This window comes from Qipengyuania seohaensis (assembly GCF_002795865.1).
Taxonomy (GTDB): domain Bacteria; phylum Pseudomonadota; class Alphaproteobacteria; order Sphingomonadales; family Sphingomonadaceae; genus Qipengyuania; species Qipengyuania seohaensis.
On record NZ_CP024920.1, the window covers coordinates 1,300,903 to 1,314,584 of the forward strand.

Annotated in this window: 20 protein-coding genes and 1 tRNA gene; 8 read left to right on the top strand and 13 right to left on the bottom strand. The window is 61.8% G+C overall.

Going from position 1 to position 13,682, the window contains the following annotated elements:
* Window positions 1–50 precede the first annotated feature (50 nt).
* A tRNA-Gly gene (locus tag CVE41_RS06355) sits at window positions 51–125 on the bottom strand.
* 197 nt (window positions 126–322) lie between these two features.
* On the opposite strand from CVE41_RS06355, the gene CVE41_RS06360 reads away from it, so the two are divergent.
* Together CVE41_RS06360 and CVE41_RS06365 are read left to right on the top strand one after the other, a co-directional pair.
* Complete coding sequence (locus tag CVE41_RS06360; RefSeq protein WP_100259908.1) at window positions 323–1,246, top strand: tetratricopeptide repeat protein; 924 nt, start codon at window positions 323–325, stop codon at window positions 1,244–1,246.
* Window positions 1,247–1,250: 4 nt separating this feature from the next.
* Window positions 1,251–1,862 (top strand): LON peptidase substrate-binding domain-containing protein, encoded by a 612-nt coding sequence (locus CVE41_RS06365; protein WP_100259909.1) that lies wholly within the window; start codon window positions 1,251–1,253, stop codon window positions 1,860–1,862.
* Window positions 1,863–1,865: 3 nt separating this feature from the next.
* Here CVE41_RS06365 and CVE41_RS06370 read toward each other — a convergent pair whose 3' ends face one another.
* From CVE41_RS06370 to CVE41_RS06395, 6 genes are all read right to left on the bottom strand, one after another.
* Window positions 1,866–2,489 (bottom strand): MarC family protein, encoded by a 624-nt coding sequence (locus tag CVE41_RS06370; protein WP_100259910.1) that lies wholly within the window; start codon window positions 2,487–2,489, stop codon window positions 1,866–1,868.
* Window positions 2,486–3,166, bottom strand: coding sequence for a hypothetical protein (locus tag CVE41_RS06375; protein WP_157799426.1), 681 nt, complete (start codon window positions 3,164–3,166; stop codon window positions 2,486–2,488). Before CVE41_RS06375 ends, CVE41_RS06370 begins: the two co-directional genes overlap by 4 nt.
* A complete protein-coding gene (folD, locus tag CVE41_RS06380; protein ID WP_100259912.1) occupies window positions 3,163–4,056 on the bottom strand; it encodes a bifunctional methylenetetrahydrofolate dehydrogenase/methenyltetrahydrofolate cyclohydrolase FolD in 894 nt (297 codons plus the stop codon). Before folD ends, CVE41_RS06375 begins: the two co-directional genes overlap by 4 nt.
* Window positions 4,053–4,337 (bottom strand): YggT family protein, encoded by a 285-nt coding sequence (locus tag CVE41_RS06385; protein ID WP_232725818.1) that lies wholly within the window; start codon window positions 4,335–4,337, stop codon window positions 4,053–4,055. Before CVE41_RS06385 ends, folD begins: the two co-directional genes overlap by 4 nt.
* A gap of 77 nt (window positions 4,338–4,414) precedes the next feature.
* Window positions 4,415–5,299 (bottom strand): acetylglutamate kinase, encoded by an 885-nt coding sequence (gene argB, locus CVE41_RS06390; protein ID WP_100261393.1) that lies wholly within the window; start codon window positions 5,297–5,299, stop codon window positions 4,415–4,417.
* 117 nt (window positions 5,300–5,416) lie between these two features.
* Complete coding sequence (locus tag CVE41_RS06395; RefSeq protein WP_090476710.1) at window positions 5,417–5,692, bottom strand: hypothetical protein; 276 nt, start codon at window positions 5,690–5,692, stop codon at window positions 5,417–5,419.
* Between the two features lie 101 nt (window positions 5,693–5,793).
* Here CVE41_RS06395 and CVE41_RS06400 point away from each other — a divergent pair, with 101 nt between their 5' ends.
* Window positions 5,794–6,429 (top strand): hypothetical protein, encoded by a 636-nt coding sequence (locus CVE41_RS06400; RefSeq protein WP_100259913.1) that lies wholly within the window; start codon window positions 5,794–5,796, stop codon window positions 6,427–6,429.
* A gap of 189 nt (window positions 6,430–6,618) precedes the next feature.
* Here CVE41_RS06400 and CVE41_RS06405 read toward each other — a convergent pair whose 3' ends face one another.
* From CVE41_RS06405 to CVE41_RS14865, 3 genes are all read right to left on the bottom strand, one after another.
* A complete protein-coding gene (locus tag CVE41_RS06405) occupies window positions 6,619–6,915 on the bottom strand; it encodes a DUF1294 domain-containing protein (protein ID WP_100259914.1) in 297 nt (98 codons plus the stop codon).
* A 252-nt stretch (window positions 6,916–7,167) separates the two neighbouring features.
* A complete protein-coding gene (locus CVE41_RS06410; RefSeq protein WP_100259915.1) occupies window positions 7,168–7,419 on the bottom strand; it encodes a YdcH family protein in 252 nt (83 codons plus the stop codon).
* A gap of 90 nt (window positions 7,420–7,509) precedes the next feature.
* Window positions 7,510–7,962 carry a DUF1294 domain-containing protein gene (locus tag CVE41_RS14865; RefSeq protein WP_232725819.1) on the bottom strand — a complete coding sequence of 151 codons (453 nt, stop codon included), beginning with the start codon at window positions 7,960–7,962 and terminating at the stop codon, window positions 7,510–7,512.
* A 128-nt stretch (window positions 7,963–8,090) separates the two neighbouring features.
* On the opposite strand from CVE41_RS14865, the gene CVE41_RS06425 reads away from it, so the two are divergent.
* The gene (locus CVE41_RS06425) at window positions 8,091–8,594 is read left to right on the top strand and encodes a thermonuclease family protein (protein ID WP_157799427.1); all 504 of its coding nucleotides are present in this window, start codon (window positions 8,091–8,093) and stop codon (window positions 8,592–8,594) included.
* On the opposite strand, the gene CVE41_RS06430 is transcribed toward CVE41_RS06425, so the two are convergent.
* Both CVE41_RS06430 and CVE41_RS06435 read right to left on the bottom strand, forming a co-directional pair.
* Window positions 8,591–9,502 carry a sulfotransferase domain-containing protein gene (locus tag CVE41_RS06430; protein WP_232725820.1) on the bottom strand — a complete coding sequence of 304 codons (912 nt, stop codon included), beginning with the start codon at window positions 9,500–9,502 and terminating at the stop codon, window positions 8,591–8,593. The genes CVE41_RS06425 and CVE41_RS06430 overlap by 4 nt on opposite strands.
* Window positions 9,503–9,604: 102 nt before the next feature.
* A complete protein-coding gene (locus CVE41_RS06435) occupies window positions 9,605–10,147 on the bottom strand; it encodes a hypothetical protein (protein WP_100259918.1) in 543 nt (180 codons plus the stop codon).
* 46 nt (window positions 10,148–10,193) lie between these two features.
* On the opposite strand from CVE41_RS06435, the gene CVE41_RS14950 reads away from it, so the two are divergent.
* A complete protein-coding gene (locus tag CVE41_RS14950; protein ID WP_269800175.1) occupies window positions 10,194–10,325 on the top strand; it encodes a hypothetical protein in 132 nt (43 codons plus the stop codon).
* Between the two features lie 256 nt (window positions 10,326–10,581).
* Complete coding sequence (locus tag CVE41_RS06440) at window positions 10,582–11,487, top strand: Abi family protein (RefSeq protein WP_232725821.1); 906 nt, start codon at window positions 10,582–10,584, stop codon at window positions 11,485–11,487.
* A gap of 1 nt (window position 11,488) precedes the next feature.
* Here the strand turns inward: CVE41_RS06440 and CVE41_RS06445 are convergent, their stop codons facing one another.
* Entirely contained in the window at window positions 11,489–12,547 is a 1,059-nt protein-coding gene (locus CVE41_RS06445) for a ribonucleotide-diphosphate reductase subunit beta (protein WP_100259920.1), read from the bottom strand.
* 195 nt (window positions 12,548–12,742) lie between these two features.
* Between CVE41_RS06445 and CVE41_RS06450 the strand changes: the two genes are divergently transcribed.
* A complete protein-coding gene (locus tag CVE41_RS06450; protein ID WP_100259921.1) occupies window positions 12,743–13,054 on the top strand; it encodes a hypothetical protein in 312 nt (103 codons plus the stop codon).
* Between the two features lie 343 nt (window positions 13,055–13,397).
* The gene (locus CVE41_RS06455) at window positions 13,398–13,643 is read left to right on the top strand and encodes a DUF2171 domain-containing protein (protein WP_100259922.1); all 246 of its coding nucleotides are present in this window, start codon (window positions 13,398–13,400) and stop codon (window positions 13,641–13,643) included.
* Window positions 13,644–13,682 lie beyond the last annotated feature (39 nt).

A 13,682-nucleotide genomic window follows, 5' to 3' on the forward strand; every position in this document is an offset into this window, starting at 1 on the left:
CGACAAACGACACTGCTTTCGCAGGTCGAAGATCGGATTTTTCGGAGAAATGGAGCGGGCGAGGCGATTCGAACGCCCGACCCCAACCTTGGCAAGGTTGTGCTCTACCCCTGAGCTACGCCCGCTCACTGACGCTCTACCGAGCCGCTTGGCCCGGTGGGGAGGCGCGCAGTTAGCAACGCCGCATGAGTCCCGCAAGAGAAAAAATGCAGCTTTCTTGCCGCCCTTGTGCAGCGCCTCCCGGTACTTCACATTTGCGCGCGAAGGCCCACATGGGTGGCCTGACAGTTTATATCATCGAAAGGCGGTACACGTGGCGAGCATGGGGTTGAACATCGACGAGCAGAAGGCGGTCGAGCGTTTCAAGAAGGACGTGGTCGAACCTTCGATGACCAGCCTGGTGATCCTGGATTTCTACGCCGACTGGTGCGGCCCCTGCAAAGCCCTGGCACCCATGCTCGAAAAGGTCGCGGCGGAGTATGCCGACAAGGGCGTCGTCCTGAAGAAGATCGACGTCGACAAGGAACAGTTCATTGCCTCGCAATTCCAGGTTCAATCGATCCCCACCGTCTATGCCATGTTCCAGGGTCAGCCGGTCGCCGATCTTACCAATGCGCGCAGCGAATCGCAGCTGAAGCAGACGCTCGACCAGATCCTGGCGCAGGTGCCGGTCCAGGCCGGCGCTGCTGGCGACCCGCAAGCGCAGGCCGCTCAGCAGGTCGAACAGTTCGTGGCAATGGGCGAGCAGGTCCTGACCGAAGGCGATGCGCCGCGCGCTGCGGGCATTTTCGCGCAGGTGACCGAGATGGCTCCCGACAATGCTGAAGCGCACGCAGGCCTGATCCGCGCGCTGACCCAAGCCGACCAGATCGAAGAAGCGCAGAAAGTCCTCGATGCGGCGAAAGGCAATCCCGCCCTGGCCGAACATCCCGCGATCGAAGCCGCCGCAAGCGCCCTCGAGCTTGCCGGGAACAAGGTCGACGATAGCGAACTCGCCGGGTTGAAAGACAAGGCCGCAGCCAATCCCGCTGACATGGATGCACGCCTCGCCTATGCGGAAGCGGCTTTCGCGGCCGGGCATCGCGACGCCGCGGCCGATGAATTGCTCGCGATGGTCGAAGCGGACCGGGAGTGGAACGAGGGCGCCGCACGCGCCAAGCTGGTCGAGATTTTCGGCGCGGTCGGGCTCGAAGATCCCTGGGTGGTCGATACGCGCCGCAAGCTTTCACGTCTCTTGTTCGGATAATTTATTGGCCCGCAAACTCTCCATTTTCCCCCTGCCCGGTGCGATCCTGTTTCCCGGATTGCAGCTGCCGCTCCACATCTTCGAGCCGCGGTATCGCGACCTGGTCGGCAGCGCGTTGGCGAAGGACCGCCTCATCGCGATGATCCAGCCGCAAAAGTCGGGCGAGAACTCCCCGCTCTACGAGGTAGGGTGCCTGGGCCGCATCGGCGATGTCGAGGCGCTGGAGGATGGACGCTACAATATCGTACTGGAAGGCGAAGCCCGCTTCAGGGTGCTTCGCGAGCTCGACGTCACGACCGCATTCCGGCAGGTCGAGGCCGAATTGATCGAGGACCCGCAGAACGAAGTGCTGTCCAGCGTTGAACGCGCCGCCTTCGAATTCGAGGCCAAGCGTTTCGCCGTCATGCAGGGATATACCGTGGACTGGGATTCGGTCGAACGGCTGGATGACGAAACCCTGATCAACGGGGTCGCTCAGATCATTCCGTTCGATTCCGCGGCCAAGCAGGCCCTGCTCGAAGCGCCTAACCTTGCGGAGCGTTGCGAGCTCATGATCCAGCTGATGCAGTTTTTCGCGCTGCGCGACGACGATGACGAGATCGTGACCCTGCAGTAGGCCTCAAAGGCCGAAACTGCCTTTCAAGCCGTCGATCACATATTGCGCCGCGAGCGCTGCCAGAAGCACGCCGAGCAACCGTGTGATAACCGCTTCGACGCGGTCGCCGAAGAACTTCATCAGCGGGCCTGCCGCCACCAGCGCGAGCATGGTGATGAACAGCACCGCGCCAAGTGCTCCTAGCACCACGAGCGATTGCTCCAGCCCCGTAGCCTCGTTCATCAGCAGCATGATCGCAGCGATCGCTCCCGGCCCGGCAAGCATCGGCATGGCCATGGGGAATACCGAGACGTCTTCGACCTCAGGTGTTGCAGCGACCTTTTGCGCGCGGTCTTCGCGGCGCTGGGTCCGTTTTTCGAACACCATCTCAAACGCGATCCAGAACAGCATGAAGCCGCCGGCGATTCGGAAGCTGTCGAGTTCGATGTGCAAAGCGCCCAGCAAGTCTTCGCCGAACAGGGCGAAGATAAGCAGGATGATGGCGGCGATGAAGCACGCGCGAATGGCCATATTGCGCCGCTGCGCCGCGGTCGCGCCCTTGGTCAGACCCGCATATATCGGCGCACAGCCGGGTGGGTCGATGACAACGAACAGCGTGATGAATGCCGAAACGAACAGCTGGGTCATTGCGCCGATCCCGCAGCGAGAGCAACATTGACGACCTGCTCCCAGCCCTCTTCACGAGCAAGCCAGACGACATAACGACGCTCACCCTGACCAATGGTCTGGAAGCCCCAGGCCAGCGTGCCGTCCCTCGACACTCGCAGCGGAACGGCGCTGTCCGGCTCACCCGCTCCGACCTCGCCGTCGCACGCAGCGACCGAGCTCGAGATCAAGTCGGGTGCGAGGGGCGCCTCATCCTGCGGGACGCCGAAATCGAACACATAGCGGTAATCGCCATTGCGCTGTCGTTGCCAGACGGTGTTGAACGTGCCCACGGATCCGTCCGGATCGCTGAAAGCACCCTGCGTCACGGCCAGCGAGCCATCGCAGCTTGACCAGACGCGATGCGGCGACCAGCTGACAGCTTTAGGAGGATTTACCTGCGTCTTGAGCCACGGCTTGGCTTCCACCGCACCATTGCGACCGAACAGCAGGGCGCCATCGGCGGCGTACTCTGCGAAGGCGGTCCACTGACCGTCTTCGCGTGCGGCGCGGGCAAAGGCGAGCTCGGTCGCGATGACCTTGCTCACTTCGGCTCGCGGGGTCAGCAAACGCGCGTAAGGGTCGCGCTGGTTCGGCAGCGGGGCACAGGCTGCAACGGCTGCCAGCGCGCAGGCGGCAAATGCGAGGCGCATGCTCACAGGCTTTGCGGCACTTCCAGCCCGGCATTGCGATGGGCAGCGACCAGCGTGTTGCGCAGGAGGACCGCGATCGTCATCGGGCCGACGCCTCCTGGAACAGGTGTAATCGCGCCGGCGATACCTTCGGCGCCCGCATAATCGACATCGCCGACGAGCCGACCCTTCTCTTCGCCCTCGGCTGGCGGCAGGCGGTTGATACCGACGTCGATCACCGTCGCGCCTTCCTTGAGCCATTCCGCCTTGACCATTTCAGCGCGGCCGACAGCGGCCACGACGATATCGGCTCGCTTGACCACCGACGGCAGGTCCTTCGTGCGGCTGTGAGCGATCGTGACCGTGGCGTTTGCGTCGAGCAGGAGCTGCGCCATCGGCTTGCCGACGATGTTGGAGCGGCCGATCACGACGGCCTCCAGCCCGGACAGGTCGCCGAGCCGGTCGGTCAGGAGCATCATGCAACCAAGCGGCGTACACGGCACGAAGCCATGCTGCCCGACAGCGAGCCGTCCGGCATTGGTCACGTGGAAACCGTCGACGTCCTTGTCCGGACTGATCGATGCGATAACGGCCTGTTCGTCGAGATGGTCGGGCAGGGGCAACTGGACAAGAATGCCGTCGACCGCGTCGTCGCCGTTGAGCTGTTCGACCAGCGCCAGCAGATCCGCCTCGCTCGTGTCGACCGGCAGGCGGTGCTCGAAACTTTCCATACCCGCGGCCACCGTCGCCTTGTGTTTCGAGCGCACATAGACCTGGCTGGCAGGATCCTCGCCCACCAGGACGACTGCGAGACCGGCCTTGCGGCCCGCCTTCTGCTCAAACTGCCCGGCAAGCGCGCCGACACGCTCCCTCAGGAGGGCGGCGAAGGCTTTTCCGTCGATACGTTCAGCGGTCATAGCGAGTAGATGATGTTCCCGAGGACGATAAGGATGATGTTCATCAGGATAATCAGCACCAGCGGTGAGAAATCGATCATCCCGGTCTGTGGCAGCAGGTTGCGGATCGGGCGGAGCACCGGATCAAGCAGGCGGTTGATGCCTTCGTAGAAGCTCATCAGGAATTCGTTGCGGCCCACCACGTTGAAGGCGAACAACAGCCCGATGATGAACTGGATGATAATCAGCATCACGAACACGCTCGTGAGCATTTCGATGATCTGGTAGAGTGTGATAAGCACTAGGGTGTATCCCGCCTGTGTGTGTGCAATCCCGGTAGCCTCGCGTCTTACACGCGCAAGACGCCCCGCGCCAAGCCCTATCGGGCGCTTATCAAGGTGCCTGCGCCCCTCGCCGTGAAGAATTCGAGCAGCATGGCATGGGGCACGCGCCCGTCGAGGACGACAGCAGCTTCGCATCCCGCCTCAACCGCGCTCACGCAGGTTTCCAACTTGGGGATCATGCCGCCGCTGATCGTGCCGTCTTCTCGCAGGGCGGCGATGTCGGACGGCGTCAGATCGGTCAGCAAGTCCCCGTGCTTGTCGAGCACGCCCGGAACGTCGGTCAGCAGTAGCAACCGGGCAGCGCCGAGCGCGGATGCCAGCGCGCCAGCCATGGTGTCGGCATTGATGTTATAGGTATGGCCGTCCTCACCTGAGCCGATGGGCGCGACGATCGGGATCATGCCCGCCGCCGTGGCCGTCTCGATGATGGTCGTATCTACCGAACTCGGCTCGCCCACGAAGCCGAGGTCGAGAGCGCGTTCGATGTTGCTCTCGGGGTCCTTGGTCGTGCGCTCCACCTTGCGGGCGGTCACGAGGCCACCATCCTTGCCGGAGATGCCGACAGCCTTGCCGCCTGCCCGCGCAATCGAGGATACCAGCGCCTTGTTGATCGCACCCGACAGGACCATCTCGGCGACTTCTGCTGTCGCCTTGTCCGTGACGCGAAGGCCGTCGACGAAGGTGCTTTCCACGCCCAGCTTCTTGAGCATCGCGCCGATCTGCGGGCCACCGCCATGCACGACCACGGGGTTGATGCCGACGGCTTTGAGCAGGACGATATCTTCGGCGAATTCGCGCGCTGCATCTTCGTCGCCCATGGCGTTGCCGCCGTATTTCACCACGAAGCTGCGACCGGCGTAACGCTGGAAGTAGGGCAGCGCCTCGATCAGCGTCTGCGCCTTGGTGCTTGCCTCGTGCATCGCCTGGCCGGTGTCGTCGCTCAAACTCGTACTCCATCCATACGCAAAGCCCGCGCATCCCCGTGACTGGGGAGCGCAGGCGTTAGCGTGCCCGGCGTGCGGGCGAAAGGGGGCGCGTTATTCCTGCGCCGGCATCTGTTCGATCTCGACATCGGGATCGAGATCTTCGCCATTGACCGGTGCTTCGCCGAATTCGCCTTCGGGCGAGACCGGAACCGAGGTCGTCGTCGGCAGCGGATCGGGCACTTCGCCGGTGGTCTCGCCGACCGGGACCGGCTCTTCGCCGCCGTCGGTGTTGAAGATGTAGAACAGGAACACCAGCGTCATAAGCACGATCAGGGCCACCCACAGCCAGCGGGTACCGGGTTTGCTATCGGGGACGGGGTCGGTCATCGGGAACTCCTTTTTGCTTTCCTGTCCAATGCCTTGCCCCCGCCTCCCGTTCCGAAACGGCCACGCTTGAGCGCGAGCGCCGGGAGTGGCACAGCTGGCGCATGACCCGCGCCACGCCCCTCGCTCTCGCCCCGCTCTTCGCCCTTGCTGCCTGTGCCAGCACGCCGGACGTGCCCCGCCTCTCCCCGTCGCAGGAGCGCTTCTGGGACGCGCTCTCCAGCCATTGCGGCAACGCCTACGAAGGCGGGCTTGCCAGCAGCGACGAGCGCGACGCCGACTGGGCGGGCAAGCGCATGGTGGCCCACTGGGTCGATTGCTCCGATACGCGCGTCGCCATCGCCTTCCATGTCGAAGATGCCGGGGCTCCGGGCGGCTGGAACCGCTCGCGCACCTGGCTCGTCAGCCGCACCGCGGACGGCCTGCGCCTCAAGCACGACCACCGCCACGAGGACGGGAGCGAGGATGCGGTGACCCAGTACGGGGGCGACACGCTGTCGGGCGGAACGGCGCGCATCCAGGACTTCCCCGTCGACGCCTTCTCCATCGCCCTGTTCGAACGCGAGGGGCTGGACGCATCGCTCACCAACGTGTGGCGCGTGGAGGTGGACGATGCCGAGGCCGAAGGCGCGCGCTTCGCCTACCAGCTGACCCGCCGCAATGACCCCACCCGCCTGTTCCGGGTGGAGTTCGACGCTAGCGACCCCATCGCCCCGCCCCCGCCTGCCTGGGGTTGGTAGCCGTGTGCCGCTCAGTTGGAGTGGCCCTCGGCCCGCTCCGACAGAGTGGAACGGGTGGAACACGGTCCTAACGGTAAAATCTGCACCCATGCAAAACGGCCAGCATCCGGTAGGGACACGGGCCGTGAAAGGGCGCTGGGACATGGCTTCAGTAGAGCAGCGGGCCCGGCTGTAGGAAAGCGCGCCCAGTCAGCGCGTCGTGAACCACAGCATCAGCGTGGCGAATGCGATCACCTGGATGCAGGCGATCGCGTGCAGCCGGTTGGAGAACGGCTCCTTGCGCGTCTTGTGGCGCAGGATCGTGCGCGCGGCATAGGCGCCCAGCGTACCGCCAGCGAAGGCCCAGCCGAGAAGGCTCGCCTCGCTCAGTCGCCAGTTGCCGTTCTCGGCCAGCACCTTGTCCGTCATGAACGCGAAGAAGGCGACCATATTGATCGCGATCAGGTAATAGACAAACCATTCCAGCAGGGTGAATTCGACAGGCATGACACGCTCCGCTCTCGGGCTTTCAAACTCGGGACCAGCGACGCCGTCTCTTGTGCTTGTGCGAAAGGAAATACCCCGTCTTCGCAGGTGCGGTATTGTCGATATACGACATATTTGTCGGGCCACAGGCAGAGTGTTTGTTGCGCCTCAAGCGCCGGCGGCTGCGTCCGCAGCCTTGGCTATCCTCGCTCGTGCGAATTTGCGGTCGCGTCGCTGCGGGCGGCCGGTCGGCCTTGCGAAAAGTGAGGTGCCCTAGGCGGCTCTGGCCTTGGTGACGATCGCGGTGATTTCGTCGAGGAGGCCGAGGCGTTTCCTCTTGAGTTGCTCGGTGCGCTCGTCACTGGCGGCTTCGGTTTCCGCCTCGATGCGGTGCACTTCGCGGTTCACTTCGTGATATTCGTCCGCCAGCCGCGCGTAATGCGCGTCCTCCTGCTTCAACCGCGTGATCAGGTCCCGGTCGCGGGCGAAGATCTTGGTCAGTTCATTGGGTGTGTGCTGCGACATGATGGCATCCTTTGCTGTGTCCGTTGACCCGACCTTAGGCCGCCCCGCCCGCCCCTTCTTTGCGGCAGATCAATTTCGCCAGAGCGCAACTCAATAATACGGCTCGCACGCAACGCCGTCGCCATCGCCGTCCATGCCGATGCGATAGCCGGGATCACCCCTGCGAAGCGGTGCCTTGCCTGCTGCGCGGACCTGGTTGCAGCCCGCATAATAGACCGATGCCTCTACCGCCAAGCGCTCTGCCCTTGCCTCTTCGGTCTCGAAGATGGTGGGGGCCATGAAGTAGCCGAATGCCGCGATGCCCATCGGTGCCATGGTCGCAACTCGAAGGCCTTCGTTGAAGCTCTGCTTGCGGGTCTTGTGCCGGAATGCCCAGCGTCCAGCCCATGCTCCGGGCCAGCCTCCCACGGTTGCCATCAACAACAATGTCGCCTCGCTGATGCGCCACTGGCCGTTCTCGGCTCGCGCCTTGTCGATCCCGAATGCGGCGAAGGTCGCGAAATTGATCGCGATCAAGTAATAGGTGAGCAATTCCAGTAGCATGGAACGTTCGTACTGCGGACAAAGTTAAGGAAAAGCGACCGCGGTGGCGGGTTTCATGCCGCTCGTGGGCGAGCTATCGTAAGGGCATGGGCAAGATCCTTCCCTTCAGGCGCAGGCCGGACCGGCGCGTGCCCCGCTTTCATCGCAAGCCGGTGAGGCGACGGTCGCGCAAGGGCGGGTGGCGCAGGTTGCTGCCGCTGGCCCTGACGCTGGTGCTGGTTGGCGCCTGGGTCCTGTTCGAGGACCGCATCGGCCCGCGCCCGAAGGTGAGCGAAGTGGCGTCGAGCTTCGGCCTGTGCGGCGAGGGCTGGGGGGCCTGCGTGGTCGACGGCGACACGGTGCGGATCGGCGAGCGACGCATCCGCCTCACCGGGTTCGACGCGCCGGAGATGGACGGGGCGTGCGAGGCCGAGCGGGTCAAGGCGCGCGAGGCCCGCACGGCCCTCCACCAATGGCTATCGCAAGGCCGCTTCAGCTGGACCGGCGGCCAGGACCCACCCCGCGACCGCTACGGCCGCGAACTGCGCGAAGTGCGGCGCGGCGAAGAGGCGCTGGCTGACCACATGATCGCGGCAGGGCTCGCAGAGGGAAGCGGGTGGGGTGCGGTGCGGCGCGACTGGTGCGCGCCTTAGGCGATGCGCGCGTCGACCTCTGCCGCCAGCGAGGCGAAATCGGCATGGCCGGTCACCGGCTCCACCCGCTCCGCCCACATGGCGTCGATCGCTTCCCTTACCGATGCGGGCAGCACGGCAGCATCGCTGCCCTTGGCCTGCACCTTGGTGGAATCGCTGTTGGCCGGAATGCCGAGCATTTCCTCCATCACCGCGCAGATCAGCCCGTCATCGAAGCGGTCCTTGTGCGCGTGCATGAATTCGCGGCTGGTCGCGTCCATGACCATCTGAACCGTTTCCTCGCCCGGCTCGATCCCGATCAACCTGCCCATGGCGCGGATCATGGCGGGCTTGTTCTTCACCGCCCAGCGATAGGTGACGACGAGGCTGTCCTCTTCCTCCAGCCGCGCATACCAGCTCAGCAGGTGGGTGGCATAGTCGCAGCCCCCCGGCCCGCCGCCCATCCAGAGCGGCATGAAATCCTCCAGCGAGAACGCGCCCTTCTCGATATGCCAGCCATCGAAGAAGCGGTGCATGGAGACATAGGTTTCGTGCGGATCGCGCAGGGTGACGACATAGCGCGAGCCGGCAGGCAGCCGCTCGTATTCGCGGTGCGACTTGAAGCCGCGCGGGGCGGCGCGCTGGTCGGCAGTCATGTCCAGATCGAGGATGCTTGCGGTGTCTTCCCAGGGGACCACGCCGCTGATGTCGGGAAAGTCCATGTCCAGCGCGCCGGTGGCATGGATCATGCGCAGCTGGTGGAACATCTGCTGGGTCAGCGTGGTGCCGCTCTTGGCCCAGCTAGTGATATAGACATCGGTCGGGCGCGGATCGATCGCATGGCACGCGCGCGGCGCATTCGCCTGCGCCAGAGCGCCCATATTGGCCCCGAATTCCTCAAGATTACGCGCCGGTCGCCCTACACCCATGAGCATAGCTTTCCTCCCCATAAGCGACCCGGGAGGGGGAGCATGACAGGTGGGAGGGGGATTGGGAAGTGGCAGGAGCTTTGGGCTTGTAAGTGCTCGGAGCTACAATTCGTTTTTTCCGATGGGCCATATTGCCCACTCGCGTTGCTTATGGCGCCTCAAATCCAGAGGTTGAAACCAAAGGGGGTTTGGTTCGCAACCTCTGTCTTTTCCGCTCTGAATGTTAAGCAACGGTTTGCGGCCAAACTTGCTCTCAAACTCTTCCAGCAACAGTTTTTCACTTTGCTCGGCCTGTTCCTTCGATTTGCATGGCAGGACATGAAAATCGAAGCGCGCCTGCGTCAGGCTTTTCAGCCAAGGGAGCATCTTTTTGTCGATATGCTCCTTGAAGCGCGCGTGAGCGAAACCTTCACCGATGTAGAAGATATGCGAGTGCTGCTTGGGGTAATCGAACGTGAAAGGTTTGCTGATGGTAAGGACGTAAAGAGCAGTCCTCATTTTCCAAAGCTCTGTCTCATTTAATTCGCGCCAACGTGTAGAAATGGCGTGCCAAGGGGATTTCTCCTCATCGCCCTCTCCATTCAGAAGATCAGTGAGGGACTGATCCCACAACATCAGCCATTTATCAGATTCAGGGTGTTCCATCGTCGGCGCGTATCACGGCTCGAGCGACTGGCAAATCCTCGCCCGCTTGATCAACGAGAACCTCGACTACGGCTCGCTCTATTTCTTCCCGACCCTATGGGCGGTCAATGTGCAATGGCACGAAAAGCCCGAGCGGCGGGTGGATAGCTACGCGGTGCCGAAGGGGCGGTGGCGTTAAATCGAAAAGTCGATGATAGGTTATCAGCAAACATACTACGTGGTTGACTTGTAGGATTCCACATCATACATCGCGCTGTAACAACACCCCCCAGGCCTAGAGCGAAAGCTTGCCCAGAACCGGGGGGTTACTTATGAGAGGCCTCCTCGGGAAACTGAGGGGGCCTTTCTTTTTGCAATATAATCACTCACCTACGACCGTTACAGATCAGATTTCGCTTCTGCGAGCTCGCGGGATAGTTGGCGATGAAGATTTAATGAAGCGGTGGCTGCGCACCGTCGGGTATTATCGCCTAAGCGCATACTGGTTGCCACTCGAATTACCTCCGATTGCTGGCCAGACAAGATCGAAGCAATTCCCTCCGGGCACCGCTTTCTCAGATATTATCGATATCTACGTATTCGATAGAAAGTTACGCCTTCTCGTGATGGAAGCGGTTGACCGCTTTGAAATTGCGGTTCGAGCTCGCTGGACTAATTTACTTTCGCTGGCTCACGGCAGCCATGCGCACGCTGATGCGCGTAACTTTCACAATGGCTTTGAGCATGCGCGAATGTTTGCGAAGATCGCCAAAACCGCTGAAGAAAGTAGCGAAGTTTTTGTCGAGCACTATCGAAAGAAATACACTGATCCATTCGTCCCGTCGCTATGGCACGTGACGGAACTCATGACGCTGGGCGAGCTCTCTCATTGGGTCAAAGCTACATCCGACAATCGGATAAAAGACGAACTCGCAAAGGACCTCGGACTGCCAAATAAGGAAGTCTTAGAGGGAACCCTGCAGCTCCTGTCTTACGTCCGCAATATTTGTGCGCATCATAGTAGGCTGTGGAACCGAAAGACCGTGAAGAGAGCGCCGAACATACGTCAGATGAGAAATGACATGGATATTGACCGCTCCGGCACCCAGCATCAGCCGCGCAACTCCATCTATAATGTGCTCGTCATTCTAGCTCGGACGCTTCGGCACCAAAGTCCCGACACAACATTTCCACAGCGAGTAAGAGCATTAGTCGAGTCTCGAACTACTGCGCAACAGAATGCAATGGGTTTTCCAAACGATTGGCGGTCCCGACCAATCTGGCGAAACAACGCCATTGGTCAGCGGAACGGGTGGAATTGGCTTCCGAGAGTGTTCCGGCAAAAACCTGGAGTGAGCTAACTCACTCCGCCGCCACAGCCCCTTCGCTCTCGCCGAACAGGCCCGGGCCTTCGTCGGCGGCCTCTTCCTCGTTCGCGGCCTTGGCGCTCTGGCGCTTGTCGAAGCTTGACCAGACGGTGTTCCAGTCGCCCTTGGTCGCGCCCTTGGAGTATTCGGTGGCTCGCTGTTCGAAGAAGTTGGCGTGCTCCACACCGTTGATCAGCGGGGCGAGCCAGGGCAGCGGGTGATCGTCGACCATGTAGATCGGCTGCATGCCCAGCTGGCCAAGGCGCCAGTCGGCGATGTAGCGGATGTACTTCTTGATGTCCTTGGGCGTCATGCCGGACACCGGACCCATTTCGAAGGCGAGGTCGATGAAGTTGTCTTCCAGCCGCACGGTCTTCTGGCAGATGTCGACGATGTCTTCCTTGACCGCCTTGGTCAGGCAGTCCCGCTCGCGCACGAACTCGTGGAACATGCGGATGATGCCTTCGCAGTGCAGGCTCTCGTCGCGGATCGACCAGCTGACGATCTGGCCCATGCCCTTCATCTTGTTGAAGCGCGGGAAGTTCATCAGCATGGCGAAGCTGGCGAACAGCTGCATGCCTTCGGTGAAGGCACCGAACATGGCCAGCGTGCGGGCGATGTCTTCATCGTTGTCGACGCCGAACTGCTGCATGTAATTGTGCTTGTCGGCCATTTCCTCGTAATCGAGGAAGGCGGAATATTCGCTTTCCGGCATGCCGATCGTGTCGAGCAGGTGGCTGTATGCCGCGATGTGCACCGTCTCCATATTGGAGAAGGCGGTCAGCATCATCTTGATCTCGGTCGGCTTGAACACGCGGCCGTATTTATCGTGGTAGCAATCCTGCACCTCGACATCGGCCTGGGTGAAGAAACGGAAGATCTGCGTGAGCAGGTTGCGCTCGTGCTCGGACAGCTTCTGCGCCCAGTCACGGCAGTCTTCGCCCAGCGGAACCTCTTCGGGCATCCAGTGGATCTGCTGCTGGCGTTTCCAGAAGTCGTAGGCCCACGGGTATTCGAAGGGTTTGTAGGTCTTGCGGGCTTCGAGCAACGACATCTTGTGTTTCTCCGGTTGGCAGCTGAACGTCCTATATAAGGAATCATGGCTGCGATTCGATAGCAAGGGGAAAGAATTACGCGGGGATAAGACGGCAAAATCTGTGCATCGTTTGCGACAAGCCGCCGGAACACGGCGGGGCGTGGCGGGTTGGTTGGTTGAAGACAGACAAATACAGATTTTTGGAGAGACCCCATGGGCCAGTACGAACCCAACGACAGCCGCGACGTCACACTCAACCAGGGGCATGAACCCTTCGGCCTCGAACGCACCGGACCCCGCGAAGGCGAAACCCGCCAGCAGGAACAGTCCGACGATGCGCAGGCGCAGCGCGGCTATGGCAACGCGCGCAACGAAGACGGCACGATGGAACAGGATGTCGCCACCGCCGACCTCGGCAACCAGCCGCTTGCGCAGGGCAATCCCGATGCGCAGCCGGGCGAGATTTCCAGCCAGCCGGACGAGCGCGCAAAGGCCGACGCCAACCGCCCGCTCGGCGAGAGCTAAGCTTCACCAGTTCGGGGACTGGCGGACCTTAGTCCGGTTTTTCCCCTTTTGCGGGCTTCGGTTCCGCATCCCCGACGCCCCACCTCGCAAGAGGTTGGGGCGTCAATTTTTTCGCCCTACCGCTGCGCTGCTTGAGGGCGGGTTTTTCCGCCCTATCGCTGCGCTGCTTGAGGGTGTTTTGGTGCCCTATCGCTGCGGTGCTTGAGGCCTGGTTCGCCGCCCCAAATCTCGAATCCCTGACCCGTGCATCAGCCTCGACGAAGCGTGGACCGTATCTCGTTGTCGCCCGTTAATAGGGTATAACCAACTCAAAACGCTCGATTATCCGGGCAGAAAGTACACTATGTTCGAGAAGATCCGCATCAAGGAACACATGGAAGTCGCCAATTACGAAGGCATGCACGTGGGCACGGTCGACGCCGTCCAGGACGACGCGATCAAGCTTACGAAGTCGGACAGTTCTGATGACATGCACCACTTCCTTTCGCTGGATGACGTCGAGAAGATCGACGACAACCGTATCTATCTGAAGGAAAGCGCACGCATTCCGGAAGGTCTGGGCAACAAGGCAGTCATGCAGGACGCCTAAATCGGCCCAAGCCGGACCGCTTAGTTCGGTAGAGTAGAT